General features: G+C 65.9%; 19 protein-coding genes. 9 read left to right on the top strand and 10 right to left on the bottom strand.

Annotated elements, in window-relative coordinates:
- The first annotated feature begins 28 nt into the window (after positions 1-28).
- The 4 genes from pyrE to J0L98_RS10400 all read left to right on the top strand — a co-directional run bounded on the left by pyrE (position 29) and on the right by J0L98_RS10400 (position 3,121).
- Positions 29-679: an orotate phosphoribosyltransferase gene (gene pyrE, locus J0L98_RS10385; RefSeq protein WP_349769114.1), complete on the top strand. Its 651-nt coding sequence runs from the start codon at positions 29-31 to the stop codon at positions 677-679.
- A 4-nt stretch (positions 680-683) separates the two neighbouring features.
- Positions 684-1,307 (top strand): hypothetical protein, encoded by a 624-nt coding sequence (locus J0L98_RS10390; RefSeq protein WP_296411723.1) that lies wholly within the window; start codon positions 684-686, stop codon positions 1,305-1,307.
- A gap of 358 nt (positions 1,308-1,665) precedes the next feature.
- Entirely contained in the window at positions 1,666-2,307 is a 642-nt protein-coding gene (locus tag J0L98_RS10395; protein ID WP_296411725.1) for an MBL fold metallo-hydrolase, read from the top strand.
- Positions 2,308-2,392: 85 nt separating this feature from the next.
- The gene (locus J0L98_RS10400; protein ID WP_296411726.1) at positions 2,393-3,121 is read left to right on the top strand and encodes a response regulator transcription factor; all 729 of its coding nucleotides are present in this window, start codon (positions 2,393-2,395) and stop codon (positions 3,119-3,121) included.
- 41 nt (positions 3,122-3,162) lie between these two features.
- Here J0L98_RS10400 and mscL read toward each other — a convergent pair whose 3' ends face one another.
- Positions 3,163-3,585, bottom strand: coding sequence for a large conductance mechanosensitive channel protein MscL (mscL, locus tag J0L98_RS10405; protein ID WP_276659629.1), 423 nt, complete (start codon positions 3,583-3,585; stop codon positions 3,163-3,165).
- Between the two features lie 219 nt (positions 3,586-3,804).
- On the opposite strand from mscL, the gene J0L98_RS10410 reads away from it, so the two are divergent.
- The 4 genes from J0L98_RS10410 (at position 3,805) to J0L98_RS10425 (ending at position 11,107) form a co-directional block, all read left to right on the top strand.
- The gene (locus J0L98_RS10410) at positions 3,805-5,385 is read left to right on the top strand and encodes a FecR domain-containing protein (RefSeq protein WP_296411727.1); all 1,581 of its coding nucleotides are present in this window, start codon (positions 3,805-3,807) and stop codon (positions 5,383-5,385) included.
- A complete protein-coding gene (locus J0L98_RS10415; RefSeq protein ID WP_296411728.1) occupies positions 5,382-7,718 on the top strand; it encodes a CHASE2 and HATPase_c domain-containing protein in 2,337 nt (778 codons plus the stop codon). The genes J0L98_RS10410 and J0L98_RS10415 overlap by 4 nt, the downstream gene beginning before the upstream one ends.
- A gap of 45 nt (positions 7,719-7,763) precedes the next feature.
- Positions 7,764-10,052 carry an AsmA family protein gene (locus tag J0L98_RS10420; RefSeq protein ID WP_296411729.1) on the top strand — a complete coding sequence of 763 codons (2,289 nt, stop codon included), beginning with the start codon at positions 7,764-7,766 and terminating at the stop codon, positions 10,050-10,052.
- 86 nt (positions 10,053-10,138) lie between these two features.
- Positions 10,139-11,107: a nitronate monooxygenase gene (locus J0L98_RS10425; RefSeq protein ID WP_296411730.1), complete on the top strand. Its 969-nt coding sequence runs from the start codon at positions 10,139-10,141 to the stop codon at positions 11,105-11,107.
- 33 nt (positions 11,108-11,140) lie between these two features.
- Here the strand turns inward: J0L98_RS10425 and J0L98_RS10430 are convergent, their stop codons facing one another.
- The 3 genes from J0L98_RS10430 to J0L98_RS10440 are packed head-to-tail and all read right to left on the bottom strand — an operon-like array spanning position 11,141 to position 13,506.
- A complete protein-coding gene (locus tag J0L98_RS10430; RefSeq protein ID WP_296411731.1) occupies positions 11,141-12,493 on the bottom strand; it encodes a diguanylate cyclase in 1,353 nt (450 codons plus the stop codon).
- Complete coding sequence (locus tag J0L98_RS10435; protein ID WP_296411732.1) at positions 12,493-13,137, bottom strand: chemotaxis protein CheX; 645 nt, start codon at positions 13,135-13,137, stop codon at positions 12,493-12,495. Before J0L98_RS10435 ends, J0L98_RS10430 begins: the two co-directional genes overlap by 1 nt.
- 3 nt (positions 13,138-13,140) lie before the next feature.
- The gene (locus tag J0L98_RS10440; protein ID WP_296411733.1) at positions 13,141-13,506 is read right to left on the bottom strand and encodes a response regulator; all 366 of its coding nucleotides are present in this window, start codon (positions 13,504-13,506) and stop codon (positions 13,141-13,143) included.
- Between the two features lie 221 nt (positions 13,507-13,727).
- On the opposite strand from J0L98_RS10440, the gene J0L98_RS10445 reads away from it, so the two are divergent.
- Complete coding sequence (locus tag J0L98_RS10445; RefSeq protein WP_296411735.1) at positions 13,728-14,957, top strand: MFS transporter; 1,230 nt, start codon at positions 13,728-13,730, stop codon at positions 14,955-14,957.
- Between the two features lie 7 nt (positions 14,958-14,964).
- Here the strand turns inward: J0L98_RS10445 and J0L98_RS10450 are convergent, their stop codons facing one another.
- From J0L98_RS10450 to J0L98_RS10475, 6 genes are all read right to left on the bottom strand, one after another.
- Positions 14,965-16,260, bottom strand: coding sequence for a DUF2325 domain-containing protein (locus J0L98_RS10450; RefSeq protein ID WP_296411738.1), 1,296 nt, complete (start codon positions 16,258-16,260; stop codon positions 14,965-14,967).
- On the bottom strand, positions 16,244-16,492 hold the full coding sequence (locus J0L98_RS10455) for a hypothetical protein (RefSeq protein WP_296411739.1): 249 nt from the start codon (positions 16,490-16,492) through the stop codon (positions 16,244-16,246). The genes J0L98_RS10450 and J0L98_RS10455 overlap by 17 nt, the downstream gene beginning before the upstream one ends.
- A 134-nt stretch (positions 16,493-16,626) precedes the next feature.
- On the bottom strand, positions 16,627-17,040 hold the full coding sequence (locus J0L98_RS10460) for a Fur family transcriptional regulator (protein ID WP_296411740.1): 414 nt from the start codon (positions 17,038-17,040) through the stop codon (positions 16,627-16,629).
- Between the two features lie 141 nt (positions 17,041-17,181).
- Positions 17,182-18,186, bottom strand: a complete 1,005-nt coding sequence (locus J0L98_RS10465; protein WP_296411741.1) for a cytochrome-c peroxidase — start codon at positions 18,184-18,186, stop codon at positions 17,182-17,184.
- A 208-nt stretch (positions 18,187-18,394) separates the two neighbouring features.
- The gene (locus J0L98_RS10470) at positions 18,395-18,673 is read right to left on the bottom strand and encodes an amine oxidase (RefSeq protein ID WP_296411743.1); all 279 of its coding nucleotides are present in this window, start codon (positions 18,671-18,673) and stop codon (positions 18,395-18,397) included.
- 147 nt (positions 18,674-18,820) lie between these two features.
- A partial coding sequence (locus J0L98_RS10475; RefSeq protein WP_296411745.1) for a primosomal protein N' occupies positions 18,821-20,449 on the bottom strand: 1,629 nt, incomplete at its 5' end.

Consider the following 20,449-nt stretch of genomic DNA (forward strand, 5'->3'; position numbering starts at 1 on the left):
GACATGGTCCGATTTTTTTGCTGGGAGCATCGTGGATTTTAGCCGTGATTTCATCGCCCTCTCGTGTGACAAGGGCGTTTTGAGGTTTGGGGAGTTCGTGACCAAGGCAGGTCGCCTGTCCCCATACTTCTTCAATGCGGGCCTCTTCAATGACGGCGCGTCTTTCGGTGCGCTTTGCGGTTTCTATGCCCGTACCCTGCTGTCGGCCAGCCTGCCCTGCGACATGTTGTTCGGGCCGGCGTACAAGGGCATTCCACTGGTAGCCGGCACGGCCATGCGTCTGGCCGAGCACGGGCACAACCTGCCCTTCTGTTTCAACCGCAAGGAAGCCAAGGACCATGGCGAAGGCGGCACCCTGGTTGGCGCGCCCCTGCAGGGTCGTGTGGCCATCCTCGATGACGTGATCTCCGCCGGCACTTCCGTGCGCGAGTCCGTCGAGATCATACGCGCCCATGGTGCGACGCCCTCTGCCGTGGTCATCGCCCTCGACCGCATGGAGCGCGGCACCGGCAGCCTATCGGCGGTCCAGGAGGTTCGGGAAGCCTATGGCATTCCGGTGCTGGCCGTGGCGAGCCTGAAGGATCTGATCGGCTATCTCGCCGACAGCCCGGCCCTGAAGGCAAACCTTGAAGCTGTCCAGCGTTACCGCGAAACCTACGGTGTGAGTGGAGACGCCTGAACCCATGCGACGTCTGATGCTCGTTTCCCTGCTGCTGGCCATGCCCCTCGCCCACGCCCAGACGGCATCGAAGGGTACGGTCTACTGCTGCACGGACAACGGCCACCAGGTGTGTGGCGACGTGCTGCCGCCCCAATGCTTCGGCAAGAGCTACCGGGAGATGAGCCCCCAGGGCACGGTACGGCGCACGGTCGAGGCGCCCCTGAGCCCCGAGCAGTTGGCCCGCCGTGAAGCCGAGGAACGCGCCCGCCGGGCCGAGGTGGCCCGCCAGCGGGCCGAGATGCGGCGCAACCAGTCCCTGCTCGAAACCTACTCCAGTGTGGCCGACATCGACAGCCGGCGCGACCGGGCCATCGAGAGCGTCGAACTGGAGCTCCGGCAGGCAGAAGCCCGCCACGCCCAGCTAATGAAGAAGCGCACCGGGCTGCTGCGCGAAGCCGAGTTTTTCCAGAAGCGCGCCATGCCGCCCGCCCTTGCGGCATCCCTGCGCGAATCCGACAGCGAGCTGGCCGCCCAAAACTCGATCATGGATGCCAAGCGGCGCGACATCGAGGCCATCCGCAATCGCTTCGAGCAGGATCGCAGCCGCTACATCGCCCTCACCGAATCACGCACCTTCCCACGCTGAACCCGTAACGCAGGTTACGCCTCGCCCGTTGCGGTTAGGTGACATCTCCATTTCTGGCATGGGCGTCCCCATTGGCAGATCCCGCGATGATCTCTCACCGCCTCAATACGCGCCCCGCCGATGTGATTGGGATTGCTTTCTGACACTTGGATAAATGCGATCAAATCCAGTGTGAAAACAAGCGTGTCGGCAGGCCCGATAGGCGCTTGGGCAGTGGCAGCGCCAATGGCTCCCCAATTTGAGCGTGATAAACTTGACGGCATGCGGAGTGCTTTCACAGCGGCCTTGAAAAAACTGCGGCCGAGGCGTAAGTAGTCTCTTTACCGATCCCTGCCCCTTTGGCAGGCAACTTCAAACCATGCTCAGATACCAGATCGTTCCCGTCACTCCGTTTGAACAGAACTGCTCGATCCTGTGGTGCGACAAGACCCTAAGAGCGGCGGTCGTGGACCCGGGCGGCAACCCCGAGCGCATTTTGAAGGCGATCGACACCCTTGGCGTAAGGATCGAGCTGATCCTCCTGACCCACGGTCACATCGATCACGCCGGTGGTACCGCGAGCCTGGCGAGGCAGCTGGGCGTTCCCATTGAGGGGCCCGAGAAAGGCGACGCCTTCTGGATCGACGATCTGCCCAAGCAGAGCAAGATGTTCGGCTTTCCCCATGTCGAGGCATTCACGCCGGATCGCTGGCTGTCGGACGGCGACGTGGTCCACGTGGGCGAGGAAAGCCTGTCGGTGATTCATTGCCCAGGCCACACGCCGGGCCACGTGGTGTTCTTCAGCAATTCGGCGAGACTGGCCGTGGTGGGTGATGTGCTCTTTGCCGGGTCGATCGGACGGACGGATTTTCCCCGGGGCAACCACAAGGATCTGATCAATTCGATCCGGCAAAAACTGTGGCCCCTGGGCAACGATGTGAGTTTCATTCCCGGTCATGGGCCGATGTCAAACTTCGGCGAAGAGCGGGACAGCAATCCGTATGTGGGTGATTACGCGTAAATGCGCCGCTGGGGATTTCAGCCGGTCAATGCCGGCGTGCATTCCCGAATGGCATGCTTCAATTTCTCGATAAAGGTAAACCAGCGTGCGATTAGCTATTCTCGAAGACGACCCGGCCCAAATGGAAGTGCTGACCGGCTGGCTGAGGGACGCCGGGCACGACGTGCATGGCTTTGGGCTGGCCCGCGAATTGATGCGGGTCGCCAGCCGTGAGAGTTTTGACCTCTTCCTGGTGGATTGGGTGCTGCCCGACCTGACCGGTGAGCAGGTGCTGCGCTGGCTGCGGGTGGAGCGGGGCAATGACACCCCGGCCATCTTCATTACCTCCCGGGATGCGGAAGAGGATATTGCCAACGCCTTCAGTGCCGGTGCCGATGATTACCTCATCAAACCGCCCCGCCGCATCGAACTGCTGTCGCGCATCGAGGCCGTGCTGCGTCGGGCCCAGCCTCGCAACACCAACCAGACCCTGACGGTGGCGCCCTATCATTTCGACCTGGTCAAGAAGTCCCTGTCGATTGATGGCGTGGCGGTGGAGATGACCGACAAGGAGTTCGAGCTGGCCGCCTTCCTGTTCCGCAACCTCGGTCGCCTGCTGTCGCGGGGTCATCTGCTGGAGGCGGTGTGGGGACGCAACCCCGATCTGGCAACGCGCACGGTGGATACCCATATCAGCCGCGTGCGCAGCAAACTCAATCTGCGCCCCGAAAACGGCTTCCGCCTGACCCCGACCTACAACTTCGGCTATCGGCTGGAGAAGATCGACCCATCCGAATCGTCGACCCTCGGCGAGGCCGCGATGTCGCCAGCCTGACCGCTTCGGGGGCCCGGTCGCGGGCCCCCGGCTTCGCGCGCTTACTTCTTCAGCGCGTCACGGATTTCCCGCAGCAGCTTCACGTCTTCCGGTTCGGCAGGGGGCGCCTCGGGCGCCGGTGCCGGCTCATCCCGCTTGAGCTTGTTCATGGCCTTGATGGCCACGAAAATAGCCAGGGCGACGATGGTGAAATCAATGATCGAATTGACAAAGACACCGTACTTGAACAAAGGCGCACCGGCCTTTTCGGCGGCCTCCATGGTTTCGAAGGTCTTGTCGCCCAGATTGATGTAGAGGTGCTTGAAATCGACGCCCCCCAGGAGCTTGCCGATCACGGGCATCAGCATGTCCTTGACAAGGGAATCGACGATTTTCTGGAAGGCTCCGCCGATGATGACGCCGACCGCCAGATCGACGACGTTGCCCTTCATTGCAAATTCCTTGAATTCCTGGATGAAGCTCATGGGTTTTCCTTTAAGACGGGTTGAAGAGGGGAAGAAACAAGATCATGCCCAATGGGGGGAGTCGGGATGTCTGTGGCGCATGATAGAACTCCCAAGCACATGCATCGTTATGGAATTGACACCGGAGGATGCAGTTCTCGCCTATTTTGCGATGTTTTGCACCCTGCGCCGGACCGGGAACTAATATAGTTGCCCAAACTCTGCAGAAAGACCTTTCCCGTGGCACGTCATTCCGTCCCTCTCCTGGCTACCGCCCTTGGCTTGGCGCTTGCCGGCCCCGGTGTCCACGCAGCGGATCTGGAAATCGTCTACACCACCCGCGCGGGCGACACCTTGATCGGCCTGGAGCGCCAGTATCTGTCCGCTCCCTTCGGATGGAAGGGGCTCAAGGCACTCAACCGCATCGGCAACCCGATGCGTCTGCCCATCGGCACGCCCCTGCGCATTCCGGAAAACTGGCTGCGGGCCCAGCCTCACACGGCCCGGGTCGTAGCAGTGAGCGGCGACGTCACCATGGACGGGAAGCCCCTGGACCCGGACACCCGGGTGTCCGCCGGCGCCATCCTGCGTACGGGTGAAGGAGGCTTTGTGACCCTTGCGCTGCCCGATGAGTCCCGCCTTACCGTTCAGCCCGGCAGTCAGGCGCGCTTGGAAAAGGTACAGAGTTTCCACGGCCTGCCCGGTCAGAACACCCGGATTCACCTTGAACAAGGACGCATCGAGTCCTCCGTGGCGCCCCAACGCGGCCCGGCCGCCCGCTATCAGATCCGCACGCCGTCGGCCACGCTCAGCGTTCGCGGTACGGCCTTCCGGGCCGGGGCAGACCCGGATGCAGGCACGGCCCAGGCCGAGGTCACGGCGGGCGAGGTCGGCATGCGCAATGCCACAGCGGCGGATGCCACAGCCCTTCCGGCGGGTTTTGGGGTCGTTGCACGGGCGGGCGCCCCGATTCCCGCGCCACGAGCCCTGCTGCCAGCGCCTGCCCTGGATGACGTGCCTGCGCTGTTCCAGCGGATCACCATGGACATTCCCTTCCCCCCGATCGCAAAGGCGGTGGCCTACCGGGCCCAGATTGCCCGCGACGAGGCCTTCGGCGACGTGGTGGCAACAGGTGTCTTTGCGACCCCGCGGGCGCGATTCACCGATCTTCCCGACGGGGACTACCGGCTGCGCGTGCGTGCCATCGATGCGGACGGCCTGGAGGGCCGGGACGCCACCCGCGATATCGCACTGCGCGCCCGTCCGGAACCCCCGGAGGCCATCAGTGCCCCGCCGGGCGTCGTCGCGTGGTCAGCCCGACCCGACGCGTCGGGCTACCAGCTGCAGATTGCGGACGACAGCCGCTTTGCCCAGCCCGCCATTGACCACAAGGTGGACGGGCTGCAGTCCATGCCGCCCCTGGGGCCGGGCCGCTATGCGTGGCGAATCGCCAGCCTGCGCACCGATGGCAAGCCGGGTCCGTGGAGCGATTCGCGGACGCTGGACATCCGTCCGGCCCCGGGCCCTGCCACCGTCGAGCACTACAACAGACGCTTGCGTCTGGCCTGGGCCGGACGCCCCGGTCAGATCTACGACGTCCAACTGGCCCATGACGAGGCCTTCCAGGATCTCATCGTCGACCAGCGCATCGGGGAAGCCGCCCTGACCCTCCCTGAGCCAGACCCGGGCCGTTACCGACTGCGCATCCGGGCCACCGACCCGGACGGCGGCGTCAGCCCCTGGTCGGGAATCCAGCATCTGCAGTCCCTCCACCTGCTGCCCGTTTGGAGCCTTTCGGCACCGGCAGTGAAGAATCCGTGAGAGCACCGGCCTCCAGCCTGCATCGGCCGACCGTCGAGTGGTTCGCCGTCACCCTCTTGTGTGTGCTGCTGACCCTGGTCTCGGCGGTTGAGGGCTGGCTGTGGCGTATTGACCAAACCCTTTACGACGGGGTGTTGTCGGCGTGGACCCAGCCCGCCAGCGACGATGTGGTCATCGTCTCCATCGACGATGCCAGCCTCGCCAGCATCGGGCGCTGGCCCTGGTCCCGGCGCGTTCATGCTGCCCTCATCGACCTGGCCCGCGAGGCCGGAGCCCGGGCGATTGTCCTCGACCTGATCCTCGATGCCCCCAGCCAGGACGACCCCGGTGCCGACATGGCCCTGGCCCGCGCCATCCACCACCAGGGCCGGGTGGTGTTGCCGATGACCCAGGCCACCACGGGTGCCATGCTCTCCGGCGAGGTCCGTCCGCTTGATGTCTTCGCGGATGCCGCCGCCGCCATCGGCCACAGCCAGGTGGAATTCGACCCGGACGGCATCGCTCGCAGCGTCTACTTGTGGGAAGGCTTCGGTGCGGCCCGCCATCCCCAGCTCTCCCTCGCCCTGTTGCGCCTGCTCGAACCGGAAGCGGCAAACCGCTTTCCCCCTCCGCCCACCGGTGAAGGTCTTGACCATCAGCAATGGCAGCGCGCCGACTGGCTGCGCATGCCCTTCTCCGGCCCGCCCGGAACCTACACCCACTATTCCTACCAGGCCGTCCTGAGCGGTGAAGTCCCGCCGGAAGCGCTGCGTGGCAAGATCCTGCTGGTGGGTACCACCGCCGCCGGCATGGGCGATGCGGTGCCCACCCCCACCTCCGGCCTGTCCCGTCCCATGCCCGGGGTCGAGGTGCAGGCCAACGTGTTCGATGCCCTGCGGCGCGGCGCGGCGGTCATGCCACTGTCGCCGTGGGTGTCGGCTGCCGTGGCAACGGTGATGGTGGTGGTGGTGATGCTGATCCTGCTTTACGCCGAAGCCCGCGCAGGCCTGCTGGCCTCGTTCATCCTCGGTGCCTCGGCAGTCCTGCTGGCCGGGCTCGGATTGCACCTGGGTGGCTGGTGGTTCGGCCCTGCCCCGGCTGTCCTGGGCTGCGTGCTGGCCTATCCCCTGTGGAGCTGGCGGCGCCTGGAGTCGGCCCAGCGTTACCTGGACGCCGAACTGATCGCCCTCGAACGTGAGGGCACGCCCCTTGGCCGGCCCGTCGACGAGGGCGGACGGACCGCCGCCGACCCCCTTGAGCGCCGCATCCACATCGTACGTCGGGCGGCCCAGCACCAGCGCGATGTACGCCGCTTCATCGCCGACACCCTCGAACACCTGCCCATCGGCGTGGTGGTGATTGACCAGATGGACCACGTCATCCTTCACAATGAGCGCGCACGCCACCTGCTGAGAGCCTTCCGCAACGATGCCCTGCTGAGCGCCCTGCGCGGCCTACCCTGGCCGACCTACCTGCCCATGCGGGATGGCCTGCCCGACGTCAGCGGCTTTTCCGGCACCCGCCAGTTCGAACTCACCCCCGACAAGAAGCGCTACCTGCTGGTGTCGGTGGCCGATCTGTTCTCGGAGTCCAGCAACCGCCCCGGACGGGTCATCGGCCTGGCGGATGTCACAACCATGCACGAAGCCCAGCGCAGCCGCGAGGACACCATGCATTTCCTGTCCCACGATCTGCGTGCGCCCCTCGCCTCCATCCTGACCCTGATCGATGGCTACCGGGACGATCCCGTCCTTCAAGCCGGACAGATCCCGCGCATTGCCCGCTATGCCCGCTCCGCCCTCGATCTGGCGGACGGTCTTTTCCGTCTGGTGCGGGCCGAAGGCTCCGATCCCAAGGACTTCGTTGAACTCGACCTGGCCGGCCTGGTGGATTCCGCCGCCGACGAAGTGTGGCCCCAGGCCAACGCCAGGGGTATCAACATCGACGTGGATTCCCGGGACGCCGAAAGGGAGGAGGCCATCATTCGCGGCGACTTCTCCCTGCTGCGGCGGGCGGTGATCAACCTGCTGACCAATGCGATCAAATACGGCAATGCCGGCAGCCGTGTGTCCGTGAGCCTGAAGGCTGAAGGTACGGACTGGGTCATCCGGGTACGTGACCAGGGGGAGGGCATTCCTGCCGATGCCCTGCCACGGCTCTTCAAGCGCTTCAGCCGGATCATCGACGAGGGACGGGACAAGCCCTCCGGTGTGGGTCTGGGCCTGATCATCGTCAAGACCGTGGCGGAACGCCATGGTGGCAACGTCACCGTGGATAGTCAGGTGGGAGTTGGAAGCACCTTCGAGCTGCGCCTGCCCCTGCGCGGCCAGACGGCCGACGCGGTCGGCGTGTAAGCACCCTGAGGTAAGATCGGCGCATCGGTCATGGGATTGCCTGACATGCGATTCAAATACCTCAAGTATCTGGCCTTCGCGCTGGGCGGGCTGAGCACCGTCATCGCCGCCGGAGCCCTGTATCTCCATGCCACCTTCGATGGCTTGCGCCTGGCAGGTGAGCTGGCGCACTTCGCCAAGCAGCGCTATCAGCGCACCCTGCGCATCGAAGGGCCAGTAGAGCTGTCCATGTTTCCCCGACTCCGGCTGCAGCTACCCGCCGGCACCCTGTCGGGGCGCAACAGCACCAGCGAGTTCATGGGCTTTGAGCAGGCCAGCGTCAGCGTGCGCCTGCTGCCCCTGCTTACCCGGCGCGTGGTGGTGGAGCGGGTCGAGATCGACGGACTGCGCATGGCACTGCTCCGCGACAAGGCGGGCAAGCTCAATGCTGCGGATCTCCTTGGCACCGAAGACAACAACGCTCCCCCACCCTCCGGCAACGATCCCTTTGACCTGGACATTCGCGCCCTGGCGATCCAGCGGGGGGCGATCACCTGGACGGACGAACGGGCTGGCCGACAGCTCGCGCTTTCCGATCTCTCCATCGAGACCGGGCGCCTCGGCCAGACCGCCGACGGCCGGGTCAATGCCAGCGCCCGCCTGACCCGGGCCGAACCCGCCACCGACATGCACCTGGACCTGGAAAGCGCCTACCGCGTGGGCGAAAGCGACGGCCCCCTCCGCCTGCGTCAGCTACGTGTGACCGCCCGGGGCCATCTGGCAGGCTGGCAGGCCCTCGACGCGGAAAGCACCCTGTCGGAGCTGGAATGGGCGGACGACGGCCCTTCGAGCATCCAGGGCGGCAGCCTGCAGGTGCGCGGCAAGAGCACGGGCGGGCCTTTCGAACTCCGTGCCAATGCGCCTCGCCTGGCCCTCACCCCCACCGGCCCTGAGGCCGAAAGCATCGATGCCAGCCTGCGCCTGGATGGCAAGCTGCGGGGCGGCAGCGTTCGTCTGCGCCTGACCGACCTGCAGCCCGCCGACGGCGGCCTGATGGGTGGCAAGCTGGCGACCGATCTTGATCTGCGCATGGCCAGCGGCCGCCTTGCCGGCAACCTTGCCGGCCCGATCCGATGGCGTGCAGCCAACCGCCAGCTCGACTTGCCGAGTCTGGCCGGGGATCTGAACTTCTCGCCCGCTCGCCCCGGCACAAGCCTGCTCAAGTTCGCCAGCGAAGCCGACGCCCGGGTCGATCTGCAGCGCAATAGTGCGGGCGGCCACTTCACACTGCGCTCGGCGCAGCAACAGGCCAAAGGTAGCTGGACCCTGCCCCGGCTCGACGCTGCTGCCATCGGCTTCGAGATCGATGTCAATCGGCTGGATGCGGATGCGCTCCTGGCCACCCAGCCCGCGCGTGGCCCCGCCACCGACAAGGCCGAAAACGACCGCTTCGACCTGTCGGCGCTGCACGGGCTGGATCTGGATGGCACGATCCGCTTCGGCCACCTGAAGTTGGCTGGCCTGAAGCTGGAACAGGTCAAACTGCCCATCAGCCTGCACGGCGGGCGGCTGGTGTCTGCCGGCCATAGCCTGTCCCTGTACGGCGGCAGCCTGGAAGGCAGCCTCAACATCGCGGCGGATGACGGCCGGGCAAGCTATCGGGCTTACCTGCAGAACGCCGACCTGGCCCCCCTGCTCGTGGATTTCGGTGCCCGGCAAAAAGTCGCCGGGACCGCCAATTTCTTCGTCGACGTGAGCAGCAAAGCCGAAAGCCACAGCAGCCTGCTGCGCGACCTGCAGGGCCTGGCACGCCTGCGATTGAAAGGCGGCAGCGTACCCGGCATCGACATCGGTCAGGCGATCCGGGAATGGCGCGGTCCGCTCGGCGCCCGCCAGGGTGCCCGGCGCGCCCACCGGGAGCGGGAGTCGACAGCGGTGGGAGAACTCACCGCCAGCTTCCGGATTGACGGCGGAGTCGCCCGCAGCACCGACCTGAAAGCCGAGAGCGGCATGCTGCGGATCAGCGGTGCGGGCGAGATCAGTCTGCCCCAGCGGCAGATCGACTACCTGACCCGGGTGACACTCCTCGTTATCCCCGTAGGGCCGGACAGCGGCCCTCTGGCCAGCCTGCGCGGCGTGACTCTGCCGATCCGGATCAAGGGTCCCTTCGACGGTCCGTACTGGCACCTGGAGCCGGGTGCGAACCTGCCGTCTGCCGCGCTCAGCGCCGGTCGGGCGGCCGTCCGCAGCCTGCCCCGGGTGATTCCCAAGAGCGTGACCCAAGCGGTCGGCCGGGTTGTGAAGAAGGCCGTACCCACCCCCGAAAAGGCGGCGGAAGAGGCCGTTTCGGAGTAAGCCCCCCACTGTTGTCCTGCCTGCCGCATGCTAGATTGCCAGCCGCAGCACCCCGATACCTACAAGACAAGCCAGGAGACAGCAACATGACCCTTCCGCACGCATTCCGCGGCGCAATGCGCGTTCCCGCCATTGCCGCCCCCATGTTCCTGGTGTCCGGCCCCGAGCTGGTCACCGAAACCTGCAAGGCCGGTGTCGCCGGCACCTTCCCGGCACTCAACGCGCGCACTTCGGCCCAGCTCGATGCCTGGCTGGGAACCATCGACGAGGCGCTCGCGACGGCCAGGGCAGCCGATCCGTCCGCCCCCATCTCCCCCTACGGCATCAACCTCATCCTGCATGCGTCGAATTCCCGCGTGGGGCCGGACCTGGAACTCATCTGCCGCCACCGGGTGCCCTTCGTCATCACCAGCCTGGGGCATCCGGGCGACGTGGTAAAGGCCGTCCACGCCTATGGGGGGCTGGTCTTCTCCGACGTTATCCATGCCTATCACGCACGCAAGGCCATGGCCGCGGGCGTGGATGGAATCATCGCCGTCGCGGGCGGTGCGGGCGGCCATGCGGGCACCCAGAGCGCATTCAGCCTTGTCCGCGAGATCCGGGAGTTCTTTGACGGTACCCTGATACTCGGGGGCGCCATCTCCGATGGCCATGCCGTGCGGGCCGCAGAAGTGCTCGGCGCCGATCTGGCTTACATGGGCACGCGCTTCATCGCCACCCGGGAATCCAACGCCCAGGAGGCCTACAAGCAGATGCTGGTGGACGCCGCCGCTGCGGACATTGTCTATACCGATGCGGTCTCCGGCACCAATGCCAACTTCCTGTGGCCCAGCCTGGCGCGACTGGGCCATCGTCGCGAGGAGCTGGTCCAGGGGATCGGCAAGGGCAAGCTCAAGCCCCTGGCGGACGAAGCCAAGGCATGGCGCGACGTGTGGAGCGCCGGCCACGGGGTTGCCACCATCCACGATGTTCCACCGGTACGTGAATTGTGCGAGCGTCTCGCCAGCGAATACCGGGCGGCCTGCGCTCTGCCCCCCAGCCCGGCATTGGCCTGAGCGGGTGCAGCCCCCTTGTGGGCTGAAGGTGCGTCAGATCTGTGCAGAGGGCTGGGCGATCGGATCGTTCCTGGCGTAGCGGGCACGTTTGGCCGCGTACATCGCCTTGTCGGCGTGGGTCAGCAGGCTGAGCGGGTCGCTGCCATGGTCGGGGTAGATGGAGACACCGATGGCGCATCCGACGCGCACATGGCAATGCCCCAGGTTGATGGGCAGCCCGACCGCCTGATGGAGCTTGAAGAGGATGGCATCAAGGGTTTCCGGATCACCGGTTCCGTTCAGCAGCACCGCAAACTCGTCACCGCCGTAACGGGCCACGATATCCTCGCTGCGCAGCACCCGGCGCACCCGTGCCGCGATGGTCTTCAACACCGTATCGCCCGCATGATGCCCGTGGGTGTCATTGATGCCCTTGAAGTCGTTCAGGTCGATGAAGAGCAAGGCCATCCGGTCGGCAACTTCACGGGCACCGGAAATGGCAGCACGCAGGTGGCGCTCGAAGCGGTCGCGATTGAGGAGGGAGGTGAGGCCGTCATGGTTTGCGCGGAACTCGTTGCGGGTCGCGCGCTCGTGGAACTCCGTGACATCAAGCAGGGTGCCGACGAAACCGCTCATCCGGTCATTCCCGTCGCGCTGGGGCCCCGCCTCAGCCCGGATCCAGCGGTTTTCTCCGTCGGGGCCGACATAGCGGAACTCCTCGGCGAAACGCGTTGCCGATGCCACGGCCAGGCACCAGATGGCCCTTACCCTGGCCTGTTCACTGACCGGCAGGAGATTGATCCACGGGGTGCCGGCCACATTCTCGAGGCTATACCCGAGAATCTGCTCGCAGCGTTCGTTGAGAAAGGTGCAGCAGGCCTCTGCATCGGCCTCGAAGAGACCCGCCGGTGCCTGGCGGGCCAGTTCCCTGAAGCGCATTTCGCTGCGCTGGAGTTCGACCTGGGCCTGGGAAAGGCGCAGCAGATCAAGACGTAGCTGTCGCGACTGCTGCTTGAGCAGGGCTTCGCGGCGCACGGTTTCCGTCACGTCGCGCACCTGCAGGAGACAACGAGGGCCGCCTTCGCCCTGGACCGGAGTGATGTCGATGGACTGCTTCATGCGCTCCACCCGCCCACCGCCGGGTGGGTAGAGCGGCAGGGGCATGGGATGGAGGGCATGGGAGAGGCGGGCCGACCACCCGAAATCGAGGGCTTCCCGCACAACCAGGGCAATCCGTGGGTCCACGTGGGGCCCGAAGGCCTCGGCAAGCGTCACGCCACATACCTGGCTGGCCAGGCGCCCGCTACGCTCTTCGATCCAGCGATTCCACAGGCGGATGCGCCCCTCCCCGTCCACCATGATCAGGCCCATGTCCACGCTATCCGGAAGGAGGTGGCAGCAGTCCATCAGACGCGCTCGCCCGTGTCGTACAGTGGCAGCTTGAAGTAGCGGCTCACCCGATCCATGAAGTGTTCGATGGAGGGTACATCCATGATGAACAGCACAAAGCCATGGAGGTTGTGGGCCGCCATGCTCATGCCGATGCGGGCCACCAGGATCACATCGGTGGCGGCCTTGTCATCAAGGAGGGTATGGACAGTTCGCGACTGGACCCTGGGCAGGGAACCATGCATCTCGCTTCCGAAGAGACTGGCCAGGCTGCTCATGCAACTGTTGATGATGATGTTGCCGATCTCCGCAAGGGCGTCCTGCTCCAGCTCGGTGATGTGTTCGATGGCGGTATCGTCGCCGAGCATGCGGCGCACGATTTCCAGGCTGCCGTGCTCGGGAAAGAGCAGCAGCGCATCCGTCTGGAAGCCGCCTGCTGCACAGAAATGCTGGTTGATGCGGCACAGGCGTTCGGTTGCACCCGCCGGCTGGGCGCTTTCAAGACGACCGGTCAGTTCCTCCCGGGAGACGATCTCAATGGTCGGCACGGACAGTTCTATCTCTTCACGGACGATGGCCGAGAAGGTGCTTGCTGCCTCTCCCAGGGACAGGTTGAAGGCCTCGGTCAAGGCATCCATCTCGAGTTCCGAGAACGTCCTCACGGCCTACTCCAGCAAGGCGAGGATGTCTGCAACGACCTTCTCGCCAATGGGTTTCCGGAAGAAATGCACACCGAGGGCGGCGGCCCTGCGTTGAATGGCTTCCTGGGTGTTGGCCGTGAGGAGGGCCAGCTTCATCCCGGGATGACTGAGGCGCAGCCGTTCCGCCAGTTCGATGCCGGACATGCCCGGCATGTTCATGTCCAGCACAGCCAGATCAGGATGGGCATCGTCGAGCAGGGCGAGTGCGGCAGCCCCGTCTCCCGCTTCGAGCAGATGAAGCTCGGGATGCAGGCTGCGCATGACCGCCGCACACAACATGCGCGAGGCGCGACTGTCATCAACGAGCAGAATCGAGGCGGGCTGGGACATGGATGGATTCCGGTGATGTCGTGAGCCGGTAACGACGTCAAATATGCAAACTTTAGTTAAATTATGCACAGCAGATCAATGCAAGGACACGCATCACATCGCCCCCCCGGATGCGACTCGACCAACCAGACCGAAACGTCTTGGGGCTTACCCTAGTGTTCTGACACGAAGCCAGCCGCCCCCGGTAAGCTCCGGGCTCGCCCAATCGTTCCGCTTGTCCCATGCCCGCCCGCCCAGCTCCTTCCTCGCTCTTTCTGGTCAGCCGGATCTTCCTGCCCTTTGCCCTGGGCTATTACCTTTCCTACCTGCTGCGCACCGTCAACGCCGTGATCTCGCCGGATCTGACCCGGGAGCTGGGCCTGACCGCCGCCGACCTGGGCCTGCTCACCAGCACCTACTTCTTTGCCTTCGGTCTGGCCCAGATCCCCGTGGGTATCGCCCTGGACCGCTATGGCCCGCGGCGGGTGGAGGCAGCCCTGCTGCTGATCACGGCCCTCGGCGGGGTGCTCTTTGCCACCGGTGACAGCCTGCCCACCCTGGCCAGTGCCCGCGGCCTGATCGGCCTGGGGGTGGCGGCCTGCCTGATGGCCGGGCTGAAGGGATTCACCCTGTGGTTCCCGCGGGAGAAGCTGGCCTCGATGACGGGCTACATCATGTCCTGCGGCGCCCTCGGTGCCGTCACCGCATCGGCCCCCCTCGAAGCTGCGCTGCCCTTCCTGGGCTGGCGCGGCGCCTTCTGGGTGGTGGCCGCCCTGGCCGCGGGCATTGCCGCCCTGATCTTCCTTGCCATGCCGGAGAAGGACGAGGGCACCCACGGCGTGGATCTGCAGAGCGCTCTGCGCGGCGTCGCCGAGGTGCTGTCAGCAGGGCGTTTCTGGAGCTTCTCGGGGCAGTCCGCCTTCTTCACCGGGGGCTTCATGGCCCTGCAGGGCTTGTGGGCCGTGCCCTGGCTGATGGAGGTCAATGGCTACAGCCGCGGCGTGGCCGCCGACCATCTGTTCTGGCTCAACATCGGCATGCTTACCGGCCAGCTCTCCATCGGCGCCTGGGCGACCCGGCTCGCAGCCCGGGGCTTCACGCCCCTGCGCCTGATGCAGGTGGGGCTGTTCCTGACCATGGTGGTGGAGGGCCTGATCATCGCCGAGGCGGGTTCAACTCTGGTGCTGTGGTGCCTGCTCGGGGTCGTGTCGGCCACCGGCGCGCAGATGTACGGGGTGGTGGCCGGCCTGTTTCCCCTGCACCTTACGGGCCGGGTGACCACCAGCATCAACCTGATGGCCTTCATCGGCGCCTTCGTGGTGCAGTGGGGCCTGGGCGGGCTGCTGGACGGCTTTCGCGTCGGCGGCATGGGCGGAGCAGATGCCCTGCGGGTGGCTTTCCTGATCCTGCTGGGGGCGCAGATCCTGAGCTTCGTGCCGTTGGCCCGCGCCGGCCGCTTCAAGCCCCACTGAATGAGATTCAGCCCGCCTCGCTTCCGGCCACGCTGAACTCTCCCCGGCTGACCCGGGCCATCGCCACGGCAAAGCCCGACACGCCGCCTCCCCGGTAGAACAGGCAGGGCTTGCCGACCCGCTTGCAGTGGGCCTTCACGTGGTAGTAGGCGTTGTGGCTGATGCGATCGGTGGGGCACACCACCGCGTCTGCGCCGCGGATCAGCTCGGGCAGCCGCGACAGGGACTCCTCCTGCCCGCCGTCGTGGTGGATCAGGGTGATGCCAAGCCGCTCGGCAAGCTGACGATACTGTGCCAGCAGGGAGGCACGCCCCCCCACGTAGAGCACGCAACGTGCCGTCAGGGCCTCGCTGCAACCGGCGCAGTCGTCACCGCCGGCCTTGTCGCACACAGGCGAATCCAGGGCCTGCAGCAAGTGCTCCAGGGCTTCCCGTTCGGCCACCGCCGTATCGCGCTCCACCGACAGCCGACGCAACTCCTCACGGCTCTCCTTGAGCTGCCGCTCCAGCTCCTGCACCTGCCGGGCGCTGCTGAGCAGGGCCTCGTGGGAGGCCTGCAGAGCCAGCAGGCGCTGCCCCATCTCCACATAGGCCTGACCCGACTCGAAACGTTGCAGGCGCTTCTGGTACAGCGCCGCCTGCTCGGCTGCAGCCTCCCGCTCGGCGAGCCCGGCAGTTGCGTCGGCAAGCTGGCGGCGCAAGGCCGCCGTTTCCTGCGCGTGGCTGCGCTTCAGATCGGCGTTCTCAGCCAGAAGATGGGCCAGGCGCCTGGCGTCGGCAGCCTGTCCCGCCCCCACCTGATGGGACAGCATGTGGATGTCCGTATAGGCACGCTGACGGGTTTCCGCCGACACGGCCCGGTGGGTGCACACCGCCCACAGGGGGCCGGCCACCTCGCCCCGGTTGCAGCATTCGATCCACTGCTGGCGGACTTCGGCATCGCTCTTGAGCTTTCCGAAACGCTCCACTGCCAGGTGGAACTTCTTCTCGAGGTGGCGCTGCAGGGCTTCGGACACCGGGTTGCGATTGCGGGCGAGGCCCACTGCTTCCACGTGCACCGTGAAGTCGTCATCGGACGGGCCGGCAAACTGGAAACGCCGCGCGAGGCGTTGCAGCTCCTCGATGGAGATGCAGGTGCCGATGATCGGGCAATGCAGCTTGTCGTCCAGATCCCACAGGCGGGCACGCCGGAGGGAAGGCAGGGCGCCCGGCTTCGGGAGCTCGATGGCCACCAGGGCACTGGCGTACTCGGCACGCAGCAGGGCCTGCAGATCTCCGCCCTTCGGATCAGACGCCAGGCACATGGCGACGCTCCTGGGCAGGGTGGGTGAGCCGGTCGCAGGCCCGTTCGCACAGGTCGCGGACCTCACGATCAACGGCCGGACTCTCAGCCAAGCGGGTCAGGAGATCGGCAGCCCGGCGCGCGGACTGGCGGCAACCGGTCTCACCATGATTGAGGAGTTCGCTGAGCGCCCCGGCCCACAGGCTGGCCGGGACGGGGGCAAGGGCGGGCGGCAGGCCGCTGACAGGATCCATGAAATCACCCACTTGGGATTGTTGAGAACAGTTCTCAATTTAATCCCACAGGCTGATTTTGTAAACGAGAATAATTCTCAAAATGTAAGTCGATGCCCCCACCGAACCTGCCGCGGGCAGGTAGGCAGCACCAACTATGGGCGGCTGCGCACGCGGATTATCACATCCACCTCCTCGAGCTCCATCCCGGGGGGAAGGGCGGGCATGCCGACCACCTTCAGCTCGTCGGCGGAGACATCGACGAGCCGGCCGCTTGCGGCATCATAGAGGTGGTAATGGGGCGCGGTGTTGGAGTCAAACACAACCCGCTCCGGGTCCACGATGAGCTCTCGTACCAAGTTCTTCTCTCTGAACAGTTTAAGGGTGTTGTACACCGTGGCCCGGGAGGTGGCCGGCACGCTCTCGCGGACACGGCTGAACACCTGGTCGGCCGATAGATGGACCGGAGCGGACAACATGCTGCGGGCGATCTCGACACGCTGCAGGGTGACCGGAATGCCGGCCTCGCGCAGCAGCTCGGTCGCCTGCCTGATGCTCATGTCTGCCATGGTGGGATCTCCGTCGGGGCGTCCGTACTGTTCGAATTCTGTCTCCCTCGCGGGAGGAGGTGATCCGGATCTTATCGAGTCAGGAGGCCACTGGTCTACGCGCGCGGGGCTGTCCATGCCGGACCGCCCCGCCAGCGGGATTTACTCGAAGGGCTTCGGACGCGGCGTGGCGTTGGTCGAAGGCGGCAGGATCGGCATCCTGAAGCTGGGCTGATCGCCGGTAAGTGTCTTCAGGAAGGCCACGATCTTCGCGTTCTCGTCGGCGGTGAACTGCTTGCCGAGCTGCAGGCGGCCCATGGTGTCCACGGCCTGCTCCAGGGTGGCCGCTTCGCCGTCATGGAAGTACGGATAGGTGAGTTCCACGTTGCGCAGGGTCGGAACCTTGAAGTTGAAGCGGTCGGCATCCTTGCCGGTCACCGCCGAACGGCCCTCGGCCGGGCTGCTGGCCTTGTACGGCTCGACCACACCCATCTTCTGGAAGGAGGTGCCACCCAGGGCCGGACCGTTGTGACAGGCCACACAGCCACTGTTCTTGAACAGGGCATAGCCGGCCAGCTCCTTCTCGTTGAGGGCCTTTTTGTCGCCCTTCAGCCACTTGTCGAAGCGGGAATTGGGCGTGACCAGGGTTTCCTCGAAGGCGGCGATGGCGTCGGTGACCTTGCTGATGTCCACCGTCTCCGACCCGAACACCGCCTTGAACTCGGCCACGTACTGGGGAATGGACTTGAGCACATCCACGGCCAGCTCGTGGGTGAAGGCCATCTCACCCGGGTTGGCGATGGGGCCGCCGGCCTGAGCCTTCAGATCCTTGGCCCGTCCGTCCCAGAACTGGGCCACGGCAAGGCTGGAGTTGAGCACCGTCGGGGCGTTGATGGGGCCCTTCTGCCAGTTGTGACCGATGGAGGTCTTGAGATTGTCGGTGCCGCCCATGGACAGGTTATGGCACGAGTTGCAGGAGATGAAGCCCGACTTGGACAGGCGCGGATCGAAGTAGAGCTTCTTGCCCAGCTCGACCAGCTTCGGGTTGGTGACCTTGGCCGGCGCGATGGGAGCGACCGGCTCACTGGCGGGCTTGGCTGCCTGGACAAGGGAGGTGAGGCTGCCACAGACGACGGCAGTGACAAGGGCAAGGCGGCTGATCTTCATGTTTTCATCCTCCAGAAAGAACTGATGTCGAAACACTGAAACCGGATCTCTTGGGGGGGTTTTTTAGAATTGGTCTAAATCGCGGACTGATTTGACGCCTTTCCTGGGCAGCGGATCTTGATCTGAATCATGGATCGGCACGGTAAACGACGGAGGGGGCGTGCCCCGGATGTCCGGAACACGCCCCCTCGGGGAAGAGGAAGAACGCTTACTTGACGGCGGGTGCAGCTGCCGGTGCCGCAGCTGCCGGCATGGCGGCAGGCTTTGCGTGTTCCTTGGCATGTTCCTTGGCCTTGTGGGCCTTGGCGGCAGCGCCCTTCTCGACCTTGGCCACTTCAGCCTTCACCGGCTCGGCGGCCTTGACGGCCTCGACCTTCTTCTCCATGGCTGCAGCCGGCGCTGCGGCGGGGCCGGCTGCCGGTGCCTGGGCGAAGGTGGCGGAAGCGAAACCGGCGGCGATGGCAAGGGCGATGATCTTGTTCAGCATGGTGTTCTCCTGGACTGGGTATGTTGATCAACCGGACCGGCGTGATTGCCGGCCCTTGCTGCGATCAACGCGCCCTGTCCGCGCGAGGTTGGCAATGCAGATGTAAGGGCATGTGCGTTTGTAACAGGGCCGCAGGACACCGGCGGCTTACACCTCGGCGGGGTCCACGTCCAGGTGCCAGCGCAGCTCGCGGGGTGCACGCAGGCCCCACAGGTGCCGGCTCCATTCGGTGAGGAAGGCCTGCAGCGCCGGGCGGGCGGGGGCCTCGACGAGGAGTTGGGCACGCTCACGGCGGGCCAGGCGGACCATGCGCATGGGTACCGGGTCGAACACCTGCACGCCGAAGGCCTGGGCCAGGGGCGCGGCGAGGGCACGGGCTTCTTTTAGCCAGTCGATGGCGATGGCCACCTCCGGTGCGGTCGCGAACAGCAGGGCGTTGGCCGCATACGGCGGAAAACGGGCCTGCTTGCGCTCCTCCAGCTGCAGGGCCGCGTAGCGGGCGAAGTCGTGGGCCTCCAGGCACTTGTAGAGGGGGTGATCCGGGTACTGGGTCTGGATCATCACTTCGCCGGGCAGCTCGCCCCGGCCGGCCCGGCCACCCACCTGCATGAGCTGCTGGAACAGACGTTCGGGGGCGCGGAAGTCGGCGGCAAACAGGGAGGAGTCGGCGTTGAGCACCCCAACGAAGGTCAACCGCGGAAAGTCGTGCCCCTTGGCCATCATCTGGGTGCCGACGAGGATGTCGGCGTCGCCGCGGCCGATCTGGTCGAGGAGGGCATCCCACTGGCTGCGGGTGCGGGCGGCATCCCGATCCACGCGCAGCACGCGGGCCTCGGGAAAACGCTGGCCCAGGGTCTCTTCAAGACGCTGGGTGCCGCGGCCAAAGGGCTGGATGTCCTGGTCACCACAGTCGGGGCAGGCCAGGGGAATGCCCGCCTCGTGGCTGCAGTGGTGGCAACGCAAGCGCTTGTCGGCCAGGTGCAGCACCATGTTGGCCGTGCAGTGGGGACAGCGGCTGACCCAGCCGCAGGAAGGGCAGGACAGCACCGGCGCATAGCCCCGGCGGTTGAGGAAGACCAGGCTCTGTTCGCCTCGCTCCAGGCGGGCCGCAATGGCCCTCAGGAGGTGTTCCGACATCCCGTTCTGCAGCTTCTCGCGGCGGATATCCACCGGCCGCACCTTGGGCAGGGTCGCGGCCACGGCACGGCTGGCCAGCTCCACGCGCCGATAGCGGCCGGTGTCGGCGGCATGCCAGCTTTCCAGGGAGGGGGTGGCCGAGCCGAGAACGATGGGCACGCCCCGCTGGCGGGCACGCCAGATGGCCAGATCCCGGGCGTTGTAGCGCACCCCTTCGTGCTGCTTGTAGCTGGCATCGTGCTCTTCATCCACGACGATCAGGCCCAGGCGGGGCAGGGGGGTGAACACCGACAGGCGGGTGCCGAGCACGATGTCGGCACGCCCCTCCATGGCCTGCACGAAGCCCTGGGAGCGCGCACCCTCGGCCAGGGCCGAATGCAGGCTGACCACCCGGGCGGCAGGGAAGCGCCCCGCCACGCGCCCTTCCAGCTGCGGCGTGAGGGCGATCTCGGGCACCAGGATCAGGGCTTGCCCACCCCGGGCGATGGTCTGCTGCACGAGGCGCAGATACACCTCGGTCTTGCCGCTGCCCGTCACCCCGGCCAGCAGGAAGGGCTGGAAGCGGCCAAATCCGCCGGAGAGGATTTCCAGCGCAGCCTCCTGCTCCCCGGTAAGCGTAGGGGCACCGGCCATGGCCGC

Origin of the sequence: Zoogloea sp. (genome assembly GCF_017302315.1) — a bacterium.
Classification (GTDB): Bacteria; Pseudomonadota; Gammaproteobacteria; order Burkholderiales; family Rhodocyclaceae; genus Zoogloea.